23 protein-coding genes are annotated in these 23,790 nt (G+C 66.9%); 9 read left to right on the top strand and 14 right to left on the bottom strand.

Annotated features, from left to right (window positions below):
• Positions 1–190: 190 nt before the first annotated feature.
• Positions 191–1,903, top strand: a complete 1,713-nt coding sequence (atzF, locus tag ASC89_RS27330; RefSeq protein ID WP_244488575.1) for an allophanate hydrolase — start codon at positions 191–193, stop codon at positions 1,901–1,903.
• Between the two features lie 55 nt (positions 1,904–1,958).
• On the opposite strand, the gene ASC89_RS27325 is transcribed toward atzF, so the two are convergent.
• The 9 genes from ASC89_RS27325 to ASC89_RS27280 form a co-directional block, all read right to left on the bottom strand.
• The gene (locus ASC89_RS27325; protein WP_056004105.1) at positions 1,959–2,600 is read right to left on the bottom strand and encodes a GntR family transcriptional regulator; all 642 of its coding nucleotides are present in this window, start codon (positions 2,598–2,600) and stop codon (positions 1,959–1,961) included.
• A gap of 30 nt (positions 2,601–2,630) precedes the next feature.
• Entirely contained in the window at positions 2,631–3,011 is a 381-nt protein-coding gene (gene hpxZ / locus ASC89_RS27320; RefSeq protein ID WP_056004102.1) for an oxalurate catabolism protein HpxZ, read from the bottom strand.
• Positions 3,008–3,673: a cysteine hydrolase family protein gene (locus ASC89_RS27315; RefSeq protein WP_056004099.1), complete on the bottom strand. Its 666-nt coding sequence runs from the start codon at positions 3,671–3,673 to the stop codon at positions 3,008–3,010. The genes hpxZ and ASC89_RS27315 overlap by 4 nt, the downstream gene beginning before the upstream one ends.
• 342 nt (positions 3,674–4,015) lie before the next feature.
• Positions 4,016–5,530 carry an ABC transporter ATP-binding protein gene (locus tag ASC89_RS27305; protein WP_056004094.1) on the bottom strand — a complete coding sequence of 505 codons (1,515 nt, stop codon included), beginning with the start codon at positions 5,528–5,530 and terminating at the stop codon, positions 4,016–4,018.
• The gene (locus ASC89_RS27300; protein WP_056004091.1) at positions 5,530–6,249 is read right to left on the bottom strand and encodes a cysteine hydrolase family protein; all 720 of its coding nucleotides are present in this window, start codon (positions 6,247–6,249) and stop codon (positions 5,530–5,532) included. Before ASC89_RS27300 ends, ASC89_RS27305 begins: the two co-directional genes overlap by 1 nt.
• Entirely contained in the window at positions 6,246–7,262 is a 1,017-nt protein-coding gene (locus ASC89_RS27295; protein ID WP_056004088.1) for a formamidase, read from the bottom strand. The genes ASC89_RS27300 and ASC89_RS27295 overlap by 4 nt, the downstream gene beginning before the upstream one ends.
• Before the next feature lie 27 nt (positions 7,263–7,289).
• Entirely contained in the window at positions 7,290–8,207 is a 918-nt protein-coding gene (locus ASC89_RS27290; protein ID WP_056004087.1) for an ABC transporter permease, read from the bottom strand.
• Positions 8,207–9,322: an ABC transporter permease gene (locus ASC89_RS27285; RefSeq protein WP_056004084.1), complete on the bottom strand. Its 1,116-nt coding sequence runs from the start codon at positions 9,320–9,322 to the stop codon at positions 8,207–8,209. Before ASC89_RS27285 ends, ASC89_RS27290 begins: the two co-directional genes overlap by 1 nt.
• A gap of 171 nt (positions 9,323–9,493) precedes the next feature.
• Positions 9,494–10,597, bottom strand: coding sequence for a BMP family ABC transporter substrate-binding protein (locus ASC89_RS27280; RefSeq protein WP_055877668.1), 1,104 nt, complete (start codon positions 10,595–10,597; stop codon positions 9,494–9,496).
• Between the two features lie 287 nt (positions 10,598–10,884).
• Here ASC89_RS27280 and ASC89_RS27275 point away from each other — a divergent pair, with 287 nt between their 5' ends.
• The 3 genes from ASC89_RS27275 to ASC89_RS27265 are packed head-to-tail and all read left to right on the top strand — an operon-like array spanning position 10,885 to position 12,984.
• Positions 10,885–11,493: a Rieske 2Fe-2S domain-containing protein gene (locus ASC89_RS27275; protein WP_056004081.1), complete on the top strand. Its 609-nt coding sequence runs from the start codon at positions 10,885–10,887 to the stop codon at positions 11,491–11,493.
• On the top strand, positions 11,490–12,368 hold the full coding sequence (locus ASC89_RS27270; protein WP_056004076.1) for a hypothetical protein: 879 nt from the start codon (positions 11,490–11,492) through the stop codon (positions 12,366–12,368). Before ASC89_RS27275 ends, ASC89_RS27270 begins: the two co-directional genes overlap by 4 nt.
• Positions 12,361–12,984, top strand: coding sequence for a glutathione S-transferase family protein (locus tag ASC89_RS27265; RefSeq protein WP_056004073.1), 624 nt, complete (start codon positions 12,361–12,363; stop codon positions 12,982–12,984). Before ASC89_RS27270 ends, ASC89_RS27265 begins: the two co-directional genes overlap by 8 nt.
• Positions 12,985–13,058: 74 nt before the next feature.
• Here ASC89_RS27265 and ASC89_RS28655 read toward each other — a convergent pair whose 3' ends face one another.
• Both ASC89_RS28655 and ASC89_RS27255 read right to left on the bottom strand, forming a co-directional pair.
• Complete coding sequence (locus tag ASC89_RS28655) at positions 13,059–13,376, bottom strand: acylphosphatase (protein WP_056004070.1); 318 nt, start codon at positions 13,374–13,376, stop codon at positions 13,059–13,061.
• 298 nt (positions 13,377–13,674) lie between these two features.
• Positions 13,675–14,667, bottom strand: a complete 993-nt coding sequence (locus ASC89_RS27255; RefSeq protein ID WP_056004067.1) for a LacI family DNA-binding transcriptional regulator — start codon at positions 14,665–14,667, stop codon at positions 13,675–13,677.
• A gap of 175 nt (positions 14,668–14,842) precedes the next feature.
• On the opposite strand from ASC89_RS27255, the gene ASC89_RS27250 reads away from it, so the two are divergent.
• From ASC89_RS27250 to ASC89_RS27230, 5 genes are read left to right on the top strand one after another with little or no spacing between them, the layout of a single operon-like run.
• Positions 14,843–15,952 carry a BMP family ABC transporter substrate-binding protein gene (locus tag ASC89_RS27250; RefSeq protein WP_056004064.1) on the top strand — a complete coding sequence of 370 codons (1,110 nt, stop codon included), beginning with the start codon at positions 14,843–14,845 and terminating at the stop codon, positions 15,950–15,952.
• Between the two features lie 6 nt (positions 15,953–15,958).
• Complete coding sequence (locus ASC89_RS27245; RefSeq protein WP_056004060.1) at positions 15,959–17,503, top strand: ABC transporter ATP-binding protein; 1,545 nt, start codon at positions 15,959–15,961, stop codon at positions 17,501–17,503.
• Positions 17,500–18,567, top strand: coding sequence for an ABC transporter permease (locus ASC89_RS27240; protein WP_056004057.1), 1,068 nt, complete (start codon positions 17,500–17,502; stop codon positions 18,565–18,567). The genes ASC89_RS27245 and ASC89_RS27240 overlap by 4 nt, the downstream gene beginning before the upstream one ends.
• Positions 18,564–19,484: an ABC transporter permease gene (locus tag ASC89_RS27235; protein ID WP_055877643.1), complete on the top strand. Its 921-nt coding sequence runs from the start codon at positions 18,564–18,566 to the stop codon at positions 19,482–19,484. The genes ASC89_RS27240 and ASC89_RS27235 overlap by 4 nt, the downstream gene beginning before the upstream one ends.
• Before the next feature lie 24 nt (positions 19,485–19,508).
• Positions 19,509–20,900 (top strand): ADP-ribosylglycohydrolase family protein, encoded by a 1,392-nt coding sequence (locus ASC89_RS27230; protein WP_056004054.1) that lies wholly within the window; start codon positions 19,509–19,511, stop codon positions 20,898–20,900.
• 355 nt (positions 20,901–21,255) lie between these two features.
• Here the strand turns inward: ASC89_RS27230 and ASC89_RS27225 are convergent, their stop codons facing one another.
• The 3 genes from ASC89_RS27225 to ASC89_RS27215 all read right to left on the bottom strand — a co-directional run bounded on the left by ASC89_RS27225 (position 21,256) and on the right by ASC89_RS27215 (position 23,628).
• Positions 21,256–22,239, bottom strand: a complete 984-nt coding sequence (locus ASC89_RS27225) for a fumarylacetoacetate hydrolase family protein (protein WP_056004052.1) — start codon at positions 22,237–22,239, stop codon at positions 21,256–21,258.
• A gap of 8 nt (positions 22,240–22,247) precedes the next feature.
• A complete protein-coding gene (locus ASC89_RS27220; protein ID WP_055877635.1) occupies positions 22,248–22,541 on the bottom strand; it encodes a putative quinol monooxygenase in 294 nt (97 codons plus the stop codon).
• Positions 22,542–22,845: 304 nt separating this feature from the next.
• The gene (locus ASC89_RS27215) at positions 22,846–23,628 is read right to left on the bottom strand and encodes an IclR family transcriptional regulator (protein ID WP_055877632.1); all 783 of its coding nucleotides are present in this window, start codon (positions 23,626–23,628) and stop codon (positions 22,846–22,848) included.
• Positions 23,629–23,790: the final 162 nt, after the last annotated feature.

The following is a 23,790-nucleotide window of genomic DNA, read 5'->3' as shown; positions in this document are numbered from 1 at the left end:
CTCCCCAGAGGGGCGAGGGGGCGGTGTGGCTGTGCCACTGGCCATGTCAAACAGCCCCACCTGCATCACTTCGTGCATCCAGATCACATCTGCACATTTTTTCTGCATATCACTCGCCAATGCACACATCTCCGTAGGCCGCTCCGCCAGACTGTGCATAATCAGCTCGACCATCATCGAGGGCCGAGCCTTGCAGATTTCTCCCGTCACCGCCGTCCAGCGGGCCCTTGCCGCCCTCGCCGCCTATGACGACCCCGCATGCTTCATCAGCCTGAAGCCTGAGGCCGCACTGCTGGCCGAAGCCGCAGCGCTCGAAGCCGCCGGCCCGGCCGGCAAGCCGCTCTACGGGCTGATCTTTGCGGTGAAGGACAATATCGACGCGGCCGGCCTCCCGACCACCGCCGCCTGCCCCGACTTCGCCTATACCCCCGAGGCTTCCGCCTTTGTCGTCGCACGGCTCGAGGCGGCTGGCGCCATCGTTTTGGGCAAGACCAACCTCGATCAGTTCGCCACCGGCCTCGTCGGCGTGCGTTCGCCCTATGGCGTGCCGCGCAATGTGCAGCGCGCCGATCTGGTGCCTGGCGGTTCGAGCTCCGGCTCGGCTGTTGCGGTGGCCGCCGGCATCGTCGATTTCGCGCTCGGCACCGACACCGCCGGTTCGGGCCGCATCCCCGCCGGGATGAACGGCATTGTCGGGCTGAAGCCGACCCTCGGCCTGTTCTCGGCCAGCGGCATGGTGCCGGCCTGCCGCACGCTCGATACCATCTCGGTGTTCGCGCGCGATGTCGCCACCGCCTTCCGCGTCACCACGGTCGCCGCCGCCTACGATGCCGCCGACGCCTTTTCGCGCCCGCTGCCGGCGCCCGCTCTCTCCGCCGCGCCGCCAAGCCTGCGGGTCGGCGTGCCGCACCCGGCGCAGCGGAAATTCTTCGGCGACGCGGCGGCCGAGGCCTCCTATGCCGCCGACCTCGAACGCCTCGCGGCGCTCGGCGCCGAGATCATCGAGGTGGATTTCGAGCCGCTGCACGCCGTGGCCCGGCTGCTTTACGAGGGGCCGTGGGTGGCAGAGCGCTATGCCGCGACCAAACGCCTGCTCGAGGCGAGCCCGAGTTCCTTCCACCCGGTGACGCGCAAGATCATCGAAGGCGCCCGCGGCCTCACCGCTGTCTCGGCCTTCGAGGCGACCTACCGGCTGATGGATCTCAAGCGCGCCGTGGCGCCGCTGCTGGCCCGGCTCGATTGCCTCGCCGTGCCGACCGTGCCGCGGGCCTATACCGTGGCGGAGCTCACGGCCGACCCGATCACTCTCAACTCCAACCTCGGCAGCTACACCAACTTCGTCAACCTGCTCGACCTCGCCGCCCTCTCGGTACCGACGGCCGCTCGGTCCGACGGCTTGCGCGGCAGCCTGACGCTGATCGGCCGCGCCGGCAGCGACGGCACCCTCGCCGGCATCGGCGCTGCGCTCGTGGGGGAGGATTTGGCGGCTCCTGTCCGCGCGACGGCCGACCGCATCGAGATCGCCGTGGTCGGCGCCCATCTCTCCGGCCTGCCGCTGAACGGCGAGCTGACCGGCCTCGGCGGCAGCTTTCTCCGCGCGGCCACCACCACGCCCGACTACCGGCTCTATGCCCTCCCCGGCACCACCCCGCCCAAGCCTGGCCTGCTCCGGGTCGCCGACGGCACGGGCGCGGGCGTCGCCACCGAAATCTGGTCGCTCGACGCGAGCGGGTTCGGCACGTTCGTCGCCAAAATCCCGTCACCCCTGGGCATCGGCACGCTGCGGCTGGCGGATGGCACCACCGCCAAGGGGTTCGTGGTGGAAGCCGAGGCGGTCAAGGGCGCCCGCGATATCTCGGAGTTCGGCGGGTGGCGGGGGTTTCTGGCGGCGAGCGCCGGATGAGCAGCCCATCCTCCCCCGCGTGGCGGGGGAGGATTACGGCACCGCCCGCGCTCCCCTAAACCCGACTCAACCGCTCATACGCATCGCCGACAATCGCGATGTGCTTCCGCATCGCGGCCTCCGCCTCACCGCGATCCCCGCGCAGGATCGCTTCGACGATCAGCCCGTGTTCGGCATGCGATTGCTGGAGCCGCCCGCGCGCCCCGAACTGCGCCCGGCGGAACGGCTGCAGCCGTTGCCGGGTCGAGATGGTGATCTCACTGAGATAGGCGTTGTGCGCCCCCTCGTAGATCGCGGTGTGGAACGCGTCATTCGCCTCGGCATAGCCGGTATTGTCGCCGGCCCTGACGATCCCGGCCATCTGGATGTGCTGCGCATCGAGCGCCTCGCGCTCGGCCGCCGTCATCATCTGGGCGCAGAGCCCGGCGCACAGCGCCTCGAGATAGCCCATCACCTCGAACATACCGGCCAGCTCGTCCGGCGCGGGCTTTGCCACCAGCGCGCGGGCATGCGGCTTCTGGTCCACCAGCCCGCTCGCCGCCAACAACCGCAGGGCATCGCGCACCGGGGTGCGCGACACCGCGAACTCGCTGGCCAGCAGCGTCTCATCGAGCGGCGTGCCGGGTTCCAGCTCGCCGGCAATGATGCGGCTGGCCAGCACGCGGCGGATCTCCTCGCCGGAGGTGCGTTTCAGCATAGTCCCCTCTAGTCCCTGCGTAGTTGTGATCTACGCGTCGATGACGCTGACATGCGCCGCCGCGACGCGCCAGCCATCCGGCATCCGTATCCACGTCTGCATCTGCCGTCCAACCCGCCCGGGGACGCTGTCATGCGAAAACAGCGTCGCGGCAATGGCGGTGTCCGGCCCATAGGTGGTGATCACCGTCTCGGCGAGCCGCCGGTCGGCCCCGGAGGAACGGCGGAGCAGCCGGAATGCCCGGATCGCCTCGCTGCCATGGAGGTTCTCGGCGATGCCGTAACGGACGGTCAGCGGGCTATCGAGGAACAGCTCGTCGAGCACCGCGACGTCGTTGTCGACCAAAGCCGCCTCGTAGCGCGCGAACACCGCTTCAACCTCGGCCAGCACCGCGGGATCATTGATCATCATGCCTTGACCGCCCCTTGCAGCGCCGCGAGCGGCGTCACCCAGCCGACAATGCCGCCCTGCGCCGCGATCATCTTGAGGGTGGCTGCCTTGAACTCAGCAAAATAGCTCTCGGTCGCATCCTCGATCAGCAGGCACTCATAGCCACGATCATTGGCCTCGCGCATCGAAGTCTGGACGCAGACTTCCGTGGTGACGCCCGCAAACACCAGATGCGTGATGCCGAGCTCCACCAGTTGCTCGTGCAGGCCCGTAGCCCAGAACATCCCCTTGCCCGGCTTGTCGATGACCATCTCGCCTTCGAGCGGCGCCAGCGCATCGACAATCTGGTTGCCCGGCTCGCCCCGCACCAGCAGCCGCCCCATGGCGCCGACCTCGCCGATATGAAGGCTCGGGTTGCCGCGCCGGATTTTTGCGGGCGGGCAATCGCTGAGGTCCGGCTTATGCGCCTCGCGCGTATGGATCACCGGCCAGCCCTGAGCCCGGAACAGCCCGATCAGCGCCGCCGTCGTCGGGATGATCGCCTCGAGCCGTTTGACGTCATTGCCGAGCGAATCCCCAAAGCCGCCGCGCTCGATGAAATCGCGCTGCATATCGATGACAACGAGCGCCGTATGCGCGGGGTCGAGCGCATAGGGATAGGGCCGCGCGGGAACGGAGATCATCGGCGGACATCCATGACGAAGGAGCCGCGGCAGGGGATGTGGAGGACGAGGTAGTCGGCGGGGCCGGCGCCTGCGGCCACCCCCCTCCCGGCCTCCCCCACAAGGGGGGAGGTGGCAGACCCAGTTCCTGGCACGGTCGTGCCCCAAGCGCCGGCCGGCACCTCCCCCCTTGTGGGGGAGGTTGGGAGGGGGGTGGCCCCACGCTCGGTTGCGCCAATCAGTCTGGTGAGGGGGCCCCTGCCACGGACCCAATCGAGGGCCCCCTCACCCGGCGCTGCCCACCGCCAGCCTCTGCCCCAGCTCTGGGGTTTCGTCTGCCCTGTCGCGGTCGCAGCGTCCATCTCAATGTCCCGCCATGTGTTGTCCGATGGTGTTCCGGTCAGTGTCCTCGATGCGGGCCACGTAGTTGATCGTCCCCCCGCTCATCACCGCTACCCGGTCGGCGAGTTCGAGGATCTCGTCGAGGTCCTCGCTCACCAGCAGCACTGCCGCCCCGCGGTTGCGCTGCTCCATGATCTGGCTGCGGATATCGGCCACCGAGGCGAAATCCAGCCCGAAGCAGGGGTTGGCGACGATCAGCACGTCGACGTCGCCACTGAGCTCGCGTGCCAGCACTGCCCGCTGCACATTGCCGCCCGACAGCGTCTCGATCGGCGCATCCGGCCCCTGGGTTTTCACCCGGTATTTGGCGATCAATTCCTTGGCCTTCTCGCGCATCGGCCCGGGCGACATCCACCAGCCGAGCTTGGCCACCGGCGGCTTGTCGAACGAGCGGAACGCCAGGTTCTCGGCGACGCTCATCCGCGGCACGGTGGCGTTCTTCAGCGGCTCCTCGGGCAGCCCGAACACCTTGTAGCGATCGAACGATCCGCGCTTGGGCCGGAAGAATTCGCCATTGATGTAGATGCCGCCATCCGACAGCGGCCGCTGCCCGGAGAGCGCCTCGACCAGCGCCGATTGCCCGTTGCCCGACACCCCGGCAATGCCGACGATCTCGCCGGCTTTCACCTTGAGATTTACCGATTTGATCGCCGGCAGCCCGTCATTGTCCTCGGCGAACAGCCCCGCGAGCTCCAGCCGGTCGGCCCCTTCATTGTGCTTCTTGCGTGCCGCGCGTTCGCGGATCGCCGTATCGCCGATCATCATGGCGCTCATGTCCGGCACGCTCACCGTCTTGGCATCGCCCGCCCCGGTGAAGCGGCCGCGCCGCAGCACGGTGAAGTGGTCGCAGAACGCCTTCACCTCGCGGAACTTGTGCGAGATCATCAGCACGGTGATCTCCTTGCGGTCGGCCATGCCGCCCAAGAGCCCTAGCATTTCGTCGGCCTCGCCCGGTGTCAGCACCGAGGTCGGCTCGTCGAGGATCATGAAGCGCTGGTCGAGATAGAGCAGCTTCAGGATTTCGAGCTTCTGCTTTTCGCCCGCCGACAGCGACGAGACCGGCGTATTCATCGGCACCCGGAACGGCATCTCGGCCATGAAGGCGTCGAGGTGCTTTTTCTCCTTGGCCCAGTCGATAATCGCCGGCGCATCGGCGCGCGAGATCACCAGGTTCTCCGCCCCGTTGAGGCACGGCACCAGGGTGAACTGCTGGTAGACCATGCCGATGCCATTGGCCCGCGCGTCGCGCGGCGAGCGGATCGAGACTTCCTGGCCGTCGAGCCGGACCTGCCCCTTGTCGGCGCTGTAAAAGCCCATGATGCATTTGACCAGCGTCGACTTGCCGGCGCCGTTCTCGCCGAGCAGTGCATGGAACGAGCCGGCTTCGACCTTGATCGACACATCGTCGAGCGCCACCAGCGGCCCGAACACCTTGGTCATGCCGATGGCTTCGAGCGAAGGCGCGCGACCGGCCATCACAGCACCTCGATGAGTGCGGCGGACGTCGCGACCGCGCCGAACACCCCGCCCTGCATCTTGATCATGTCGATGGCGGCGAGGTGGTTGTCGTATTTGGTGGCGGCGCAGCAATCCTCGAGCAGCACGCATTCGAAGCCGCGATCATTGGCCTCGCGCATCGTGGTGTGGACGCAGACATCGGTGGTGATGCCGGTGAGCACGATGTTGCGGATGCCCTTGAGCCTGAGGATCAGCTCGAGGTCGGTGGAGGCGAACGAGCCCTTCCCCGGCTTGTCGATGATCGCCTCGCCCGGTGCCGGCGCCAGTTCCGGGATGATCTCCCAGCCCGGCTCGCCCCGCACCAGGATGCGCCCCTGCGGCCCCTGGTCGCCGATGCCGGCGCCGATCCGCTGCGACCGCCAGCGCTTGTTGGACGGCAGGTCGCTGAGGTCCGGCTTGTGGCCTTCGCGGGTGTGGATGATCGGATAGCCCTTGGCCCGGAACGCAGCCATCAGCCGCTTCAGCGGTTCAATGGGAGCCCGGGTCAGCGAGATGTCGTAGCCCATCGAGTCGACATAGCCGCCAGGCCCGCAGAAATCGGTCTGCATGTCGATGACCACCAGCACGGTATTGTCGGGCCTGAGGTCGCCGTCATAGGGCCAGGCATAGGGCGTCGAGGCGATGGTCTTGCCGCCGGGCACGGCAGCAGCATCGATCCGTTCGTCGGCAAGGCTCATTCGGCAGCCTCCTGCAATGTCTCGCCATAGCGGCGGGTCGGCTTGGCAAAGCCCGAGGGCGTGCCGTCGGTGACTTTCACGCTCGCCTCCCAGGGCAACCGGTACTGTCCGGCGACGAGATCGTGCATGAAGCTGTACGGGCAATCCTGCGCGCCACCGTCGACGGCGGTGAAGCCGCGGTGACCGAGCTGGTAGATGTTGTTCTCGACGCCCCAGTTGGCCCGCGCCTCGCGCACCAGGTCGGGGCGCACCTCGGCGGTGATGATCTCGTCGGCCCGCCCGGTCGTGCCTTGGGCGATAATGGAGCCGTCAAAATCGACGATCATCGCCTCGCCCATCGAGTCGAAGGTGCCGTCCGAGCCGCACATGCAGACATTGGCCGTCACCATCAGGTTGTGAAAACTGTTGGCCTGGTTGGTGAAGCGCCAGGCCTGCCGGATCGGGGCGGTGTAGCCGGCAGTGCGCAGCATGATCTCGGCCCCCTTGTAGGCCGCCTCGCGGGCCATCTCGGGGAACATGCCGTCGTGGCAGATGATCAGGCTGAGCTTGGCGCCCTTCGGACCCTCGATGACGGGAATGCCGAGATTGCCCGGCTCCCAGGGTTCCACCGGCACCCACGGGTGGAGCTTGCGATAGTAGAGCTTCAGCTCGCCCTGATCATTGATGACGATGCCGGAATTGTACGGGTTGCCGCCGGGGTTGAGCTCCATGATCGAGAAGCACCCCCAGATCCGGTGCTCCTTGCAGGCCGCCTTGAACGCCGCGACCTCCGGCCCATCCAGCGAACACATGATCGCCGGGTTGGTATCCATCGACAGCCCGTGCAGCGCGTATTCGGGGAACACCACGAGATCCATGGTCCCGAGGTTCCGTCGCGCCTTGCCGACCATCTCGACGATCCGCGCCGTCTGCCGCTTGAGGTCGGCGGGCGTTGCCACCACCGGCAGTTGCAGCTGCACCAGCCCGATCACCACGCCATTGTCGGATTTGTTGAGACCGCCAAGTCCGCTCATGACAAAGCTCCACTCATCGGAACGCTCCTACTTGGTGATCGACAGTTCGCCCGGCACATCCCGCGCCGCGGCTTTCGAGCCGGCGGAAATGATCATGATGATCAGCGTCAGGATGTAGGGGGCGGCGTTGAAGAAGTAGTAGCCCTGGGAAATGCCGATCGATTGCAGCGAGGGCCCGAGGGCTCCGGCGGCCCCGAACAGCAGCGCCGCGAAGATGCACTTGATCGGGTCCCAGCGCGCAAAGATCACCAGCGCCACCGCCATCAGCCCCTGGCCGGAGCTGAGCCCCTGGTTCCAGCTGCCCGGATAGTAGAGCGACAGGAACGCCCCGCCGATCCCGGCGAGAAAGCCGCCTGCCGCGGTGGCGAGGAAGCGCACCAGGTCGACCGATACGCCCATCGCCTTGGCCGAGGCGGCGCTGTCGCCGGTCATCCTCACGATCAGGCCCCAGCGGGTATTCCTGAAGGCCCAGAACATGAAGACGGCAAGCGCGATGCCGACAAAGAACAGCGGGTTGACCTGCAGCGCCTGGGCCAGAGCCGGGTTGCCGGTCCAATCGCCCAGCGGAATGGCGTCGAGCCGCGGCGCGGTCGGCTGGATGAACGGCTTGCCGAAAAAGAAGGCGAGGCCGGTGCCGAAACTCATCATGGCGATGCCGACGGCGATGTCGTTGACCCGCGGCAGCTTGCAGATATAGCCGTGCAGCGCCCCCAGGAAGAGCCCCGAACCGCCGGCGGCGAGCACCCCCAGCCAGGCATTGCCGCTCAGGTAACTCACCGCGTAGGCGACCATGGCGCCGAGCACCAGGTTGCCCTCGAGCCCCAGATTGATGCGCCCCGATTTCTCGGTGAGCGTTTCGCCCAGCGCCACGAACATGAAGGGCGTCGACACCCGGATGGCGCCGCCGAGCATGGCGATGAGCACGGTGACCAGCGCGTTGTCCATCAAGTCCGCTCCCCCGTTGCCTTGGGCTGGAAGATCTTCAGCCGCCCGTAGAACGTCTCCGACACCAGGAGCACCACGAACATCATCCCCTGCAGCACCAGGATCGTCGCATCGGGCATCCCCATCCGCCGCTGGATCACCCCACCGGCCGCCGCCAGCGCCCCGAAGAGGATCGCCACCGGGATCACCGCCAGTGGGTTCTGCCGCGCGAGGAAGGCAACGAGAATGCCGGTAAAGCCATAGCCGGCGACCAGCGAGGCATTGGCCTGGCCGTGGATCGCCGCGACTTCGAAGAAGCCGGCGAGCCCGGCGGCGGCGCCGGCAATGGCGCAGCAGACCACCATCAGCCAGCCCACCGGCAGACCCTGCGCCCGGGCGGCTCGGAGGTTGCCGCCGGTCATCCGCGCCGCAAAGCCAAACGTGGTGCGGCTCATCAGCACCCAGAGCAGCAGCGCCAGCACCACGCCCGCCGCAAAGCCCCAGTGCACGTCGGTGCCGGGGATCGCCCCGATCCGGTAGGCATCGCCGATCGGCATGGTCGAGGGCTTGTTGGCCGACGCCGGGTCGCGCAGCGCCCCCTCGACGAAGAAGTTCATGATGGCGATGGCGATGTAGCTCATCAGCAGCGAGGCGATGGTCTCGTTGACACCGCGCGCATATTTGAGCCAGCCAGTGAACCCCACCCACAGCCCGCCGGTCACCACCGCGGTGAGCGCCATGATGAGCAGCGTCAGCGGCGGCGGCACGGCGCTCGAGACCAGCGGGATGGCGATGGCGGCAGCGCTGAAGCCGCCCAGCACCAGCGCCCCTTCCCCGCCGATCATGGTGAGCCCGATGCGCGCCGGAATGGCGAAGGCCAGGCCCGTAAGGATCAGCGGCGCGGCGCGCTGCAGAGAATTCTGGATCGAGAAGGACGAGCCGAAGCCACCGGTCCAGATCAACTGGTAGAACTGCAGCGGGTCCTTGCCGATGGCGAGCAGGAACAGCGCGAACAACACCGCCGAAACGACGAGCGCCCCCACCGGAATGCTCACCGCCTCGGCGAGGCGGAGCAGGCCGAGGCTCGGCCCGGCCTTGGCCGGGATCGCGGCGGTGTCGGCGGTTTCAGCGGTCATGGTCTACCTCGCATCCGGTGGTCGTGGACCCCCACCCCTGTCCCCTCCCCGCAAGGGGGAGGGAGACCAAAACACCAGCCTCAGTGTGGGCGTCTCCCTCCCCCTCGCGGGGAGGGGCCAGGGGTGGGGGCGGCACGCGCCGGCCCCCGCATTCGCCAACCAACCGTCAGATCACGTAATCGACCCCTGCACGCCCTCGAGCAGCCAGTTCATGCCGTCGAGATACGGGTCGTAATTGTCGTAGTCCTTGTCGACGACGACGTTGCCGGCATTGTCCTTGAGCGTGCCCTTGTAGATCGGGGCGCCAGCGACCAGCGCGGCGATGGCGGCGTCGGCTGCGGCGATCGCCTCGGGCGTCGCACCCGCGCCATAGGGCGTGTTGCGCAGCATGTCGTTATTGTAGCCGCCGACCAGGAAATTGGGCGGGGTTTTACCGGCGGCGATATCGTCGGCGTAGGATTTGTAGATCGTCTCCCACTTGTATTCGGCGCCGGTGATGAAGCCCTTGGGCGCCAGCGGCGCTTGGCTGGCATTGTGGCCGGCGGTCTTCACCCCGCGCCCCTCGGCGGTCTCGATCACCACCTTCGGGCTGTCCACATGGCAGGTGATGACTTCGCAGCCGGCATCGACCAGCGCATTGGTGGCCTCGGCCTCGCGCACCGGCAGGCTCCACTCGCCGGTGAAGATCACCTGCACCGTGGCGTTGGGGTTCACCGAACGCGCCCCGAGCAGCGCCGAGTTGATATTGGACAGCACCGACGGAATGGGCTTGGCCGCGACGAACCCGATCTTGCCGCCCGACGAGAGCCCGGCGGCCACGCCGTTCACGTAATGCGCCTGGTTCAGGTACGGGAAATACGAGCCGGCATTGGCCGGGTCCTTGTCCTTGTTCCACAAGGGCGCCGCGTGCCGGAAGGTGACGTCAGGATACTTCTTGGCCAGCTCGACCACGAACGGGTTGTAATAGCCGAACGAGGTGGCGAGGATCAGGTTGGCGCCATCGAGGTTGATCATCGACTCCATGGACTTGGCCACGGCGTCGGTCTCGGGCACATTCTCTTCTTCCACCACGGTGATGCCGGGCAGTGCCTTCAGCGATTCCACCGATACGGCATGCGCCTGGTTCCAGCCGAAATCGTCCTTCGGCCCGACATAGACAATGCCCAGCACGACATTGGTCTGCGCCCGGGCGATCCCGAACGGCAGCGCCGATGCGGCAAGCCCGGCTGCACCGACCTTGAGCAACCTGCGGCGTGAGATAGCGGTTAGTGTCATGACGTCTTCCCCTGGATTGCACCTTTGGGCGCCGCCTTCTCAGCCCGGCGCCGGTATCCACCGAGGTCAATGCAATCCATGTGCCAAGCCGGAGCGGCGCCCGATCAGCGCCATTCCATCAACGATTCCAGCGCATTGAGTGGAATGGCCGGAGAATGCCGCTTGCCCGGCCCGAGCAATGAATGCTTAATGCATCCGCACGACCGATCGAGTTGCCCATTCTTTGATCACATGCACGTGCATTGCATACAATGCGTTGACCATCGCTAACCAAGGACATCTCGCCCATGGCTGACTGGATACCGATTGCCCTGAGCCGCGATGTGCCCGTCGGCATTACCCGGGCGGTGATCGTCGACACCCGCGAGGTGATGATCTGGCGTGGCGAGGATGGCGTGGCGCAGGTCTGGGAGGATCGCTGCCCGCATCGCGGCATGCGGCTGAGCCTCGGCTTCGTGCGCGGCAACGCGCTGAACTGCCTCTACCACGGCTGGCAATATGGCGCCGGCGCCAACTGCCTCCGCATCCCGGCCCACCCGGATCTGACCGTACCGCCCACCATCCGCGCCAATGCCTATGCGGCGACCGAGACCGGCGGCATGGTCTGGATGAGCAGCGACAGCGCCGACCCACCGCCGCTGCTGCCCGCGCTAACCCCGGTGATCACCCTCGCCATCGAAGCGGCCCCCGAACGTGTGCTTGCCGCGCTGGGCGGCTCGACCGCCGAGCCGCTCATCGGGCTACCCTTCGCCGGCGGCACCCTGCAGCTCGGCTGGCACCGCGCCCATGCCGCAAAAACCATGCTGCACGCGACTGGGGCCGGCGCCGATATCGCCGCCGCCACGGCGCACCTGCGGGCCCTGCGCCAAAGCCTCGAACAGGAAGCCGCCGCATGAGCCTCACCGACGACCGGGCCGCGCTCGACCAGTGGTACACGCTCGGCGCGCTCCAGGATTTCCCCGCTGGTGCCGAGGTCCCCTCCCGCCTCCTCGGTGAAGATCTCACCGTCCGCCGGCTTACCGATGACGTCGAGGTCCGTGCCGCCGGCCGCGCCCTCCCCGTCCGCACCGATTACGGGCACCTGTGGACCAGTTTCGGTACGCCGGAGCGCGACTTGTTCGAGCTGCCCGAAAGCCGCGAACCGGATCGGCGCTGGATCCATTGCGGCCCGGTCCGCGTCCGCGCCTCCGGCCTGCGGCTGGTCGAGAATTTCCTCGATCTGGCCCACTTCCCCTATGTCCACACCGATATCCTCGGCTCCGAGGCGCATCCGGAGGTGGCCAGATACGAGGTCGAGCAGCGTCGCGACGTCGATGAGCTCTGGGCCACCAAATGCGAGTTCTACCAGCCCAAGGCCGCCGCCGCCTCCGACGAGGGCCAGATCAGCAAGTACATGTACCGGGTGGTGAGCCCCTTCAACGTCATGCTCTACAAGACCCCGCCCACCGCACCCGATCGCTGGGACGTCATCGCGCTGTTCGTGCAGCCCGCCGATGAGGCGGTGTCGGTGGCGCATGCCTTCATGCTGGTGATCGACTTGACCAGCACCGATGCCGAACTCAGCGCCTTCCAGCAGATGATCTTCGTCCAGGACAAGATCGTGCTCGAGAACCAGCGCCCTTCACTGCTGCCGCTGCAGCCGGGCCGCGAAACCCCGACCCGCGCCGATTTGAGCTCGGTGCTCTACCGCCGCTGGCTTAAGGAAAAGCAGCTCCGCTTCGGCACGGAACCCAGAACGGACCTGCAGAGTACGGACCTGCCGCATGCCTAAGCTCTACGACTATGTGCTCTCGGGCAGCTGCTACAAGGTGCGCCTGCTGCTCAGCCTGCTCGGCATCGCCTACGAAACCCAGGCCGTCGACTTCTTCCCCGGCCGCGAGCACAAGCGTCCGGAATTCCTGGCGCTCAACCCGCTCGGCCAGCTGCCGGTGTTCGAAGACGCCGGCCTCGTCCTCCGCGACGCCCAGGCGATCCTCTGCCACCTCGCCAACACCTACGACGCGTCAGGCCAGTGGCTGCCGCGCGACGTGCGCTTCGGTTCCGTGATGATGTGGCTGAGCTTTGCCGGCGGCGAGCTGATGGCCATTTCCGGCGCCCGGATGATCGCCATGCTGAACTACGCCGGCGATCTCGCCGCGCTGCAGGCCAAGGCCCGCGCCGCCCTCCGCCTCCTCGACGACCACCTCGCCGACCGCGCCCAGGCCGGCGGCCTATGGCTGGTCGGCGCCACCCCCACCATCGCCGACATCGCCATGTTCCCCTACGTCGCGCTAAGCCACGACGCCGGCATCGGCCACGAGGATTATCCGGCAATCAACCTCTGGCAACGCCAGGTGCGCAAGCTCCCGGGATTTGTGGGGATGCCGGGAGTGCCGGATTACTTTTAGCGATCATTGAAGCCCGCCGTCGGCGTCCCTCTCCCGCTTGCGGGGGAGGGCGCCCGACTGCGGGCTACGGAGGATCAGCGCGAAACCCCACCCCGCACCTCAAACCCATTCCCCACCGGCCCCGCCTCGTCCACAGCCTCGATCGTTTCGACCAGCGCTTCGAGCGGTCCGAGCGTGCAGGCCATTTCCAGCGCCCCGACCAGCGCCTCAGGCCCGGCCGCGACCAGCGTCACCGCCGATCCGTCGGCGCTCACCCAGCCGCGGATATCGAGCCAGCGGGCGCGCTCGGCGACGAATTCCAGATAGCTCGCCACCTCCAGCCGGCCGCTGATCGCATAGCGCCGCCGTACCGGCGCGCCGCCTTCGACATCGGTGGAATAGTGGTTGTGCATCGCTCGAACCCTAAGCCGTTTCGACCCGGACGGTCGAGCCGCATCACCGGACCCACGCCGAGTGCGTCCCCTCTCCCCTCTGGGGAGAGGGTCAGGGTGAGGGGTAGCCAAGCACACCGGCGATGAATGGCGGGCATCTCCGGCGTCCCAGTCGGGTCGCTTCTCCCCTCAGGGGAGAAGGTGGCGCGAAGCGCCGGATGAGGGGTGAAGCGGCGCAACTCGCGCTCGCAGAGAAGCTGAACCCCTCACCCGAGTTTCGCTACGGACCTCACGGTCCTAGCTGCACTTCCCTCTCCTCTCAGGGGAGAGGGGGCACCCGCGCCGTCGAACCGCGTTCGACCAGTGTCACCGGCAGCACCACATCCACGACCGGCCGCTGCCGATCGTCGAGCCGCGAGATCAACAGGTCCGCGGCGCGGCTGCCGAGCTCGGCCAGCGGCTGGCGGATGGTGGTCAAATCGATCAGCGGCCAGCTCGCCCATTGCATGTCGTCAAAGCCGAACACCGATACATCGCCCGGCGCGCTCATGCCGCTATCCTTCAAGACGCTCAGCGCCGCGATGGCGACGAGGTCGTTGACGCAGGCGATCATCGTCACCTCGCGCCGGCGGATCGCTGCCACCGCTTCCGGCGGCAGTTGCGGCACCAGCTGGACGTTCACTTCCCATACCAGCTCCACCCGCCCCGCTGCCGCATCGACGAACCCCTGGCGGCGCTCGAAGCTGCTGGTGAGATCCTGGAAGCCCGAGAGCATGCCGATACAGCGATGCCCAAGCGCGATGGCGTGCTCGGCCATCAGCCGGCCGCCCGCATAATGATCGGCATGCACGCTGTCGAGCCCGGGGAATTTTGCGTCGAGTGAGACGATCGGGAACAGCGGCGGGTCGGCCAACTTGAAGTTGGGGTGTAAGAGCGCCACCGCGCCATCGACGCCATGCTTGGCGAGGGTGCGCACCACCTTTTCCTCGCGCATCGGCGCATTGCCGGAATCGATCACCAGCGTCGCATAGCCATGCGCCTCGGCCCGCAACTGCACCGCCTGGGCGATTTCCGGGAACACCGGGCTGGTGAGGGTGGGCAGGATACAGCCGATAATGTTGTTGCGGCCGGTCTTCAGCGCCCGCGCCGCATTGTTGCGCGAGTAGCCGAGCTCCTTCGCCACGCGCCGAACCAGCGCATCAACTTCCGGCGTTACCTTGTTGAGATCGTTGAGAACATAGGACACCGTCGCCGAGGAGACCCCGGCGACTTTCGCCACATCCTTGATGGTCGGGCTCCTGCCCCTGCTCATCTGATCTCCATGCCCCGCCGTCGCCATCTGTGGACGAAGTTCGTAGCGCTGCCAAGTGGTTAGCGGACTACGACGAAATCCGTCTTGACTCCCCCTATAGCACCTCGCTTATCTATTTACACGATTAAACGACCTGATCGTTCAGTTTCATCGGATCGCTCTGGAGGAGTTTTTCATGACTAAATCGGTTACCCGCGTGGCGCTGCGCCGCGCTGCCCTCGGGCTGGTCAGCGCCACCGCGCTGCTCGCCGCCACTGCCGCCGGCGCCCTCGCCGCCGACAAGGTGCTGCTGCTGGTCAACGGTGCGCTCGGCGACAAGTCGTTCTTCGACTCGGCCAACAAGGGCATCGAGCAAATCAAGGCGAAGTACGGCGACGAGGTCGAGACCAAGGTGCTCGAGATCGGCGACGATCCGACCGGCTGGGAGCCGGCGCTGCTCGAAGTCTCCGAGCAGGATTGGGACCTGATCATCGGCGGCACCTTCTCGCTCAGCGAAACCCTGGGCGCCGTGGCCGAGCAGTACCCGGACAAGAAGTACATCCTGTTCGATGCGAGCCTCCCCTTCGAAGGCGGCGCCTACCCCAACGTCTACGCCGTCCAGTACAAGCAGAACGAAGGCTCCTATCTCGGCGGCATCCTCGCCGCCGGCCTCTTGAAGTCGGGCCTGCCGGCTGACGCCGGCACGGCGCTCGGGTTCCTCGGCGGCATGGATATCCCCGTCATCAACGACTTCCTCGTCGGCTACATCGCCGGCGCCCAGTCGGTCACCCCAGACATCAAGGTCTCCGTCGCCTATGCCGGCTCGTTCACCGATGCAGCCAAGGGCAAGGAACTGGGGCTCGCCCAGTATCGCTCCGGCGTGGCGCTCGGCTTCATCGCCGCCTCGCAGGCCGGCCTCGGCCAGGCCGCTGCCGCCAAGGAAACCGGCAAGTTCGTGCTCGGCGTCGATTCCGACCAGGAAGCGATCTTCGCCGAGAGCGATCCGGCGATTGCCAGCCAGGTGGTGAGCTCGGTGCTGAAGAACGTCGATGTCAGCCTCGTTCGCGCCTACGACCTCTACAAGGAGGGCAAGCTCCCCTTCGGTTCGGCCGAAACGGTCGGGCTCGCTGAAGGCGCCGTCGGCATCGTCGAGACCGGCAATTACGAAAAGCTCGCTTCGGCCGAGACCAAGGCCGCCATCGCCGACGCCAAGGCCAAGATCGCTTCCGGCGAAGTGGTCGTGCCGACCGCCTTCGGCATGGACACCGCCGCGATCAACGCCATCCGCGACGCCGTCCGTCCGTAAGCGCCGATGAGCAACTCGCCGCACCTGGCCGAGGGCCCCATTGTCTCGTTCCGGGGAGTGTCGAAGACCTACCCGAACGGCACTGTGGCCCTCACCGATGCCAGCTTCGATATTCGGAGGGGATCGATCCATGCCATCTGCGGCGAGAATGGCGCCGGCAAATCCACGCTGATGAAGATCCTGTTCGGGCTCGAAAGTCCGAGCGCCGGACAGGTCCTGATCGATGGCGCCGCGGTCGACACCGCGACGCCCGATTTCGCCGGCAAGCACGGCATCGGCATGGTGCACCAGCATTTCTCGCTGGTTCCCATCCTCACTGTCACCGAGAACATCATCCTCGGCCACGAGCCGCGCCGCTCGATCTTCATCGATCGCAGCAAGGCGCGCCGCCAGGTGGTTGAATTGACTCAGCGCTTCGATCTCGCGGTCGACCCCGATGCGCGCACCGACACCCTGTCGGTCGCAGCGCAGCAGAAGGTCGAGATTTTGAAAGCCCTGTCGCGCGATACTCGCCTTCTCATCCTCGACGAACCGACCGCGGTGCTGTCGCCGCCCGAAATCGAAGAGCTGTTCAACCGCCTGCGCGACCTCTGCGCCGCCGGCATGACCATCCTCTTCATCTCCCACAAGCTGCACGAAGTGCGGGCGCTGGCCGAAACCGTCACCGTACTGCGCGCCGGCAGGGTGGTGGGCACCACGCCGCTTGCCGAGGTCGACGACACCACAATCACCCGCATGGTGATGGGCCGCGATGTCGATGTGCCGCGCCGCCAGCGCCAGCGCACCGACGCGCCGGTGGTGCTCGAACTCGACCGCGTCTCCACCCGCTCGCGCGACCCCGCCGACCGCATCGAGGACATCTCGCTTTCGATCCGCGCCGACGAGATCGTCGGCATTGCCGGGGTCGATGGCAGCGGCCAGCGCGGCCTCGTCGGCGTGCTGAGCGGGCTGATGCATCCGGCCAGCGGCAGCGTCCGGCTCGCCGACGCCGACATGTCACGCGCCGCCGCGCCCGACTGGCGCAAGGCCGGCCTCGCTTACCTGCCCGCCGATCGCTACGCCCGCGGCGGCACCGCCGCCTTGAGCCTCGCCGACAACGCCATTGCCGGCACCGATGGCGACAAGGCGTTGCAATGGGGCCCGTTCCTCCGTCGCGGCGCTATCCGCAAGCGGGTGCAGCAGATGATCGCCGATTACGCCGTGCGGGCCGGCGGCACCGGCGAACGGCTGGATTCGCTGTCGGGCGGCAACGCCCAGAAACTGATCGCCGCGCGCGAGCTTGCCGGTTCGCCGAAACTGCTGATCGCCGACCAGCCGACCCGCGGCGTCGATGTCGCCGCCGCCGCCCTGCTGCACGGCCGCATCGACCTCGCCGCCCGCGACGGCGCCGCCGTGCTGCTGATCACCGCCGATCTCGATGAGCTGCTGCGCCTCGCCGACCGGGTGCTGGTGCTGTTCAACGGCAAAATCGTCGCCGACCTCCAAAACCATGCCGGCCTGACGCCCGCCGCGCTCGGCCCCTATATGCTCGGTCTGGAGACGGCCGCATGACCCGCTCCATTCTCGCCGGCCTCACCGAATTCGCTCTCACTGCCCTGGTCATCGGCTTGGTGATCCTCGCCGTGCTGGTGCCGCTGGCGCTGTCGCAGCCGGATCCGCTCGAGGTGCTGCGGCTCTTCGTCCTCGGCCCGTTCGGCACCATCCGCCATATGGGCAATATCCTCGAAGCAGCGACGCCGACCATGATGACCGGGCTTGCCGCCACCATCATTTTCCGCGCCGGCATGTTCAACCTCGGCGTCGAGGGCAGCTTCTTTCTCGGCGGCCTCGCCGCTGCGGCGACCGCCGTGCTGCTGCCGCTCACCGGCTTTGTCGCGACGCCTGCCGCCATCCTGGTCGGAGCGCTGGTCGGCTCGCTCGCCTGTATCGTCCCGGGTTACCTGCGCGTGCGCTTCGGCGCTTCCGAGATGGTCAACTCGCTGGTGCTGAACTTCGCCTTCCTGTTCGCCGGCGTCTATGTACTCAACTACGTGCTGCGCGACCCCAATGCCGGGGCGCTGATGTCCTACAAACTCCCCGGTGATTTTACCCTCGATCGGCTGCTGCAGGGCACCCGCCTCCATACCGGGGTGATCATCGCCTTCGTCGCCTGCCTCCTCGGCGGCATCTGGCTCTATGGCACCCGCTCCGGCCTCAATGTCCGCATCGTCGGCTCGAGCCCCGGCTTTGCCAGCCATCTCGGCCTCGCCTCGTCGAAACTCCTGATGCAGGCGCAGATCGCCGGCGGGCTGATCGCCGGCATGGCCGGCGCCATCGAGGTGCTCGGGCTCTATAGCCGCTTCTCCTGGACCGGGCTGCCCGGCCACGGCTGGACCGGCATCACCGTTGCCATCCTCGCCCGCGAGAACCCGTTCCTCGTCATCCCCGCGGCTCTGTTCCTCGCTTATCTCCAGGTCGGCGGCGACATGCTGGCGCGCAATCTCGACGTGCCCAGCGAGATCGTCGGGCTGGTCACCGCCGCCATCATGCTGGCGGTCACCGCCGCCGCCATCTTCCGCCACCCGGCCTTCCTGCGGCTGATCCGCGACATCAAGGGTCAGGAGCAAGGCGCATGATCGAGTTCTTTGGCGCCATCGCCGACCCCGCCGTTTTCGCCACCGTGCTGCGGGTGATGACCCCGCTGCTGCTGGCGGCCTTGGGCGTGCTGATCTCCGATCGCGCCGGGGTGCTGAACATCGGCATGGAAGGCATCATGCTGTCGGGTGCGCTGATTGGCGTCTTGGTCAGCGCCGCCACCGCCAACCCGTTCCTCGGGCTGTTCGCCGCGCTTATCGGCGGCGGCCTGCTCGGAGCGCTGATGGCGTTCTTCATCAACGGACTGGGCACCCAGTTCATCATTACGGGCATCGCGTTGAACATGGCGGCGCTTGCCGCAACGACGCTCGGCCTGTTCCTCGCCACCGGCGACAAGGGGATGTCGGGCGCCCTGAAAAGCGGCGTGCTGCCCAATCTCGACATCCCCTTGCTCGGCGGCGTGCCGATCCTCGGCCCGCTGCTTTCCGGGCACCATATGCTGACCTATCTCGCCATCCTCGCCGTGCCGGCGGTCGCCATCATGCTGGCCCGCACGCCGTTCGGCCTCCATATCCGCGCCGTCGGGTCCGACCCCAAGGCGGCGGCCGCCGCCGGTATCTCGCGCAACCGCGTGCAGCTCTATACGCTGACCCTCTCGGGCGTGTTCGGTGGCGCTGCCGGCGCTTATCTCTCAATGGGTTATGTCAGCTGGTTCGCGCAGAACATGACGGCTGGGCGCGGCTTCATCGCGCTCGCCGCCGAGGTGATGGGCATGGGCACCGCCTGGGGCACCTTTGCTGCCGCCGCCGTGCTCGGCATTGCCGAAACCGTCGCCATCACCATGCAGACCAAGGGCCTGCCCAGCGAGCTGATGCAGATGATCCCCTACATCGTACCCGCCGTGATGCTCACCGTTTACGCGGCGCGCCGACAGGCCAAAGCCCGCAAGATTTCCTGACCACCCCTAGAACGAAGGTAGCCCATGAAAGCCTGGGAACTGACCCGCGACCTGCTGCGCGACACCCTGCCGATCGTCCGCACTGCCGAAGAGCAGACCTGGGACGCCAGCGCCATCATGAATGGCGGCGACATGCTGATGGCGATGTACTGGCAGAGCAACGTGCCCGGCTCGGCCGCGCCCGAATGCCTGATGGCCGGCGCGCTGCAATCGCTGGAGAGCAAGGGCTTCGTGCTCGCCCCCTATGGCGAGCTGCTGCAGCAGGGCCTCGATGCCCTGGGCAAGAAGGACTACGAAGCGCTCTACACCATCGACTTCCGCCTCCGCGCCATCATGCGTGCCGCCGTGGCCGACCCCAACCACAAGAGTCAGCAGACCCTGCGCTATACCGATTGGGCGGCATTCGATGCCGACGTCAGCTGGCCTGCCGATACCGCCGTCGATGTGGCGAGCGCCGATTTCGTCGACCGCACCCGCGCTGCCTGGCTCGGCCAGCTGGTCGGCGCCGCCGCCGGCACGGCGCTCGAGGGCTATACCGCCGAGAACATCGCCAAGGTGTTCGGCCCGATCCGCGATTACGTGCGCGAGCCCAACACCTATAATGACGACATCACCTTCGAGATCGCCTTCCTCGAGGCCTTCGCCGACAAGGGCCACGCCGTCACCGGCGCCGATATCGCCGAGCGCTGGACGGCGCTGATCCCGATGGGCTGGTCGGCCGAAGCCGTGGCGCTCGCCAGCATCCGCCGTGGCCTCTTGCCACCCCTCACCGGCTCGCTCGATAACCCCTTCGACGAGTGGATCGGCGGCCAGATGCGCGGCACCATCTGCGGCATGGTCGCCCCCGGCCAGACGCGCGAAGCCGCCCGCCTCGCCTATATCGACGCCGAGATCTCCGCCGCCGGCAACGGCATCCTCGGCGAAGTGTTCAACGCCGTGCTCGCCGCCCGCGCCTACACCGAGACCGACAGCAAAGCGCTGCTGGTTTCGACGATCGAGCTATTCTCGACCCGCACCGAATACGGCGCCGTCCTCGCCTTCGCCCTCGAAGCCTGCCGCACCTCGGCGGACTGGCAGACCGCCTGGGCCAAATGCGATGCCGAATACATCGAGTACAACTGGATCCACGTCTACCCCAACGCCGCGGCGCAGGTGGTGGCGCTGTGGTTCGGCAACGGCGATTTCGACCTGACGCTGGAGATCATCTGCGGCATCGGCCACGACGTCGATTGCAACGCCGCCCAGATGCTCTGCGTCCTCGGCATCCAGCACGGCAGTTCCATCATCGCCGACCGCTGGTCCGCCCCCCTGCTGGTCGACGACATCGTCACCTACATGCGCAGGCCCGCGGAGATCGCGTTCGATGATCTGGTTGGGCAGACGGTCGAGGCGGTGCGGAAGGCAAGGCGCACTTAAGGCGCGGCTCCATCGCTCCCCTCCCCCTTGAGGGGAGGGGTGGGGGGTGGGGGTGGTGAGGGACGCTCGGTGCTGACTGCACCACCCCCTCCCTCAATCCCTCCCCTCAAGGGGGAGGGAGGCGATAGCCCGGGGCCAGGGTGAGGGGCGCCAAGCGCGCCGAACCAGATGCACCGCCACCCAGGGGCTCCAATCTGACCCACCGCAATTGCCCCAAACTTGGTGTCATCCCAGCGAAAGCTGGGACCCATTTCACCGCCCGCGCCGACGGAAAGTTGGGTCCCAGCTTTCGCTGGGATGACAGCTGGTGGGTGGGAGAGAACCTGCCAAACCCCAGGCGCTCAGGTAGGCAGCCCTACCCTATCGCATTACTCAGCGTGCCCAGCCGATCCATCGTCAGCACCACCTTGTCGCCCTTGGCCAGCGTCTTGCCGACTTCGGCGGCCGAGCCGCCGCCCACGGTGCCGCTGCCAAAAATCTCGCCGGCGACCAGCACCTCGTTCGTCGAGGCATGCGCGATCATCTGGTCGAAGCGCCAGTGCATGGTGGAGGTGCTCGTGTCACACCAGGGCAGGCCGTTGACGCTGGCCTGCATGCGCAACGCGTAGATGTCGGGGATCTCGTCCGCCGTCACCAGCCAGGGGCCGAATACGTGGCCCTTTTCGAAATCCTTGCCCTTGGCGGGCCCGAGGCCAACCGACATTTCGCGCTGCTGAATCTCGCGGGCGCTGAAGTCGTTATAGATCATGTAGCCGTAGATATGGCTGAGCGCGTCGGCGCGCTGGATGTTGCTGCCGCCCCGCCCGATCACCGCCGCGAATTCGAACTCGAAATCCATGTTGGTGGCATAGGCCGGCATCGGCACGATATCGCCATCGGCGCCGACCGCCGAGGGGTTGCCCTTGTAGTAGACCGGCAGCTCGTACCACTGCGGCGGAATTTCGCGCCCGAGCTTGGGGTAGATGTTCTTCAAGTGCGTCTCGAACGCCATGAAGTCGCGGATCAACGGCGGCCGCGGCACGGGCGCCAGCAGCTGCACCGCCTCGGGCGCGAAGACCAGGGTCGCGCCATCGGGCCCGGTCTCGTCTTTCGCCGTCACCCAGTCGAGGGCCGACTGCGCCGCATCGAGCGCAGTCACCCCGTTCTGGATGAAGGCCACCATGTCCGAGGGGATGGTGGCGGCGGCAAGTCGCGCCGCCCCTTCCCGCGACGCCCCGTTATCCCCCAGCACCGCCCGATAGGCCGACTGCAGGTCGGCATAGCGGCCATCCGGCAGCACGGCGCCGATCCGGGTTACGGGACCGGTGACAGTGGAAAGCTTAAAGGAAACGAGGCGCATCGCAAACCTCAGGAGATGGCGAGTTCGTAGAGCTCGCGCTCGCGCTTTTCGAGCATCGGGATCACGGTGCCCTCGATGATCGACTTGAAGTGCGGCGTCTCACGGTGCGCGGCCAGCGCTGCGGCATCGACATAGTGCTCATAGAGCACGATCAGGTTCTCGTTCTCGGTCGACTTCGACACCTGGTAGAACTTGCAGCCCGGCTCGCCGGCTTCCACCAGCGGCTTCATTTTGACGAGTTCGGCCAGCACCTTCGGCACGTTGCCCGGCTTCGTGTGGTACTTGGCGATCAGGACGATCATTGCGGTTCCTTCCCTATGTGTCCGCTGGTCAAATCGTTCAATATGCTGAACGATATTCTCGGTATTGAACAATCTATGGCGTGGGGGACGATGTCAATGTAGACGGCAGTCGTAGTCGGCAAGGGCCGGTGCGGGCTGACCCCCACCCTTGATCCCTCCCCGCAAGGGGGAGGGAGACGCAGACTACGATATCGGTGTGAGGGTCTCCCTCCCCCCGGGGCGACATCTGGTCGTCCCCTTGCGGGGAGGGGACAGGGGTGGGGGTCAGCGCGCGCCGGCGTCGCAGCATGAACCACCACAGCCCTCAAGTATTCCCGCCGAGCCGGTGGCTGAGCTTGTCGGCCAGCGCCCGCACCGCGTGGCTGACCTGCGCCCGCGAGGTGTCGTTCACCTCGCCGCGCAGCAGCCCGATGGCGATGCCGGCCACCGCGTGGTCGTCGCTGGCGTTGAACACCGGGGCGCCGAAGCACACCATGGCGTCGCGCAGCTGCCCGTCGTCGATCGAGTAACCGCGCTCGCGCGTCTCCTCGAGCTCGCGCATCAGCGTCTTGAGGTTGGGCACGCTCTGCTTGGTCCAGGGCTCCGGCCACTCGTCGCCGAACAGCGCCTCGACTTCCTCGGGCCGCATCGTCGACATCATCGCCTTGCCGGTGGCGGTGAACGGCGCCGGCAGGCGTACGCCCGGCCGGAAACTGACCCCGAGCGGGTCGGTGCCGCGCCGGCAGGCGACATACATCACTTCCCGACCGGTCAGGATCGAGAGGTTGATCGCCTGCTCCGAGATCAGGTCGGTCGCCTCGGCGATGCGCATGAACTCCTGCGTCAGGTCGCTCTGGCCTTCGAAGGCGTTGGCCCAGCTCAGCACATGCGGGCCGACCGCGAACTGCGACGGCCCCACCCGCATCATCAGGCCGAGATCGACCAGGGTATGGCAAAGCCCATGCACCGTGCTCTTAGGCAGGTCCAGCATCCGCGCCAGCTCCGACACGCCCTTGGGCTTGCCGCCGGTCGAAAGCGCATCGAGAATTTTCTTGGTCCGGACCAGCGCGGGGACGGCCTTACCCCGCTGCTCGGTGTCTTCGATCATTGGCTATCCATTCTCCTTGCCCGAGTTTAGGCATTAGCGACCTGCGGGACCAGCGTGCAAGCAGTTCACTCGCACCGGTCTCTCCATGATCCTCCCCCGCGTGGCGGGGGAGGGGGACCAGCGAAGCTGGTGGAGGGGGGAGCCAAAGCCGGCGAGTTTTGC

It is taken from the genome of Devosia sp. Root413D1 (assembly GCF_001425235.1).
Taxonomy (GTDB): Bacteria; Pseudomonadota; Alphaproteobacteria; order Rhizobiales; family Devosiaceae; genus Devosia_A.
The sequence above is the reverse complement of the archived record's forward strand: the minus strand, read 5'-3'. Positions and strand labels throughout refer to the sequence as shown.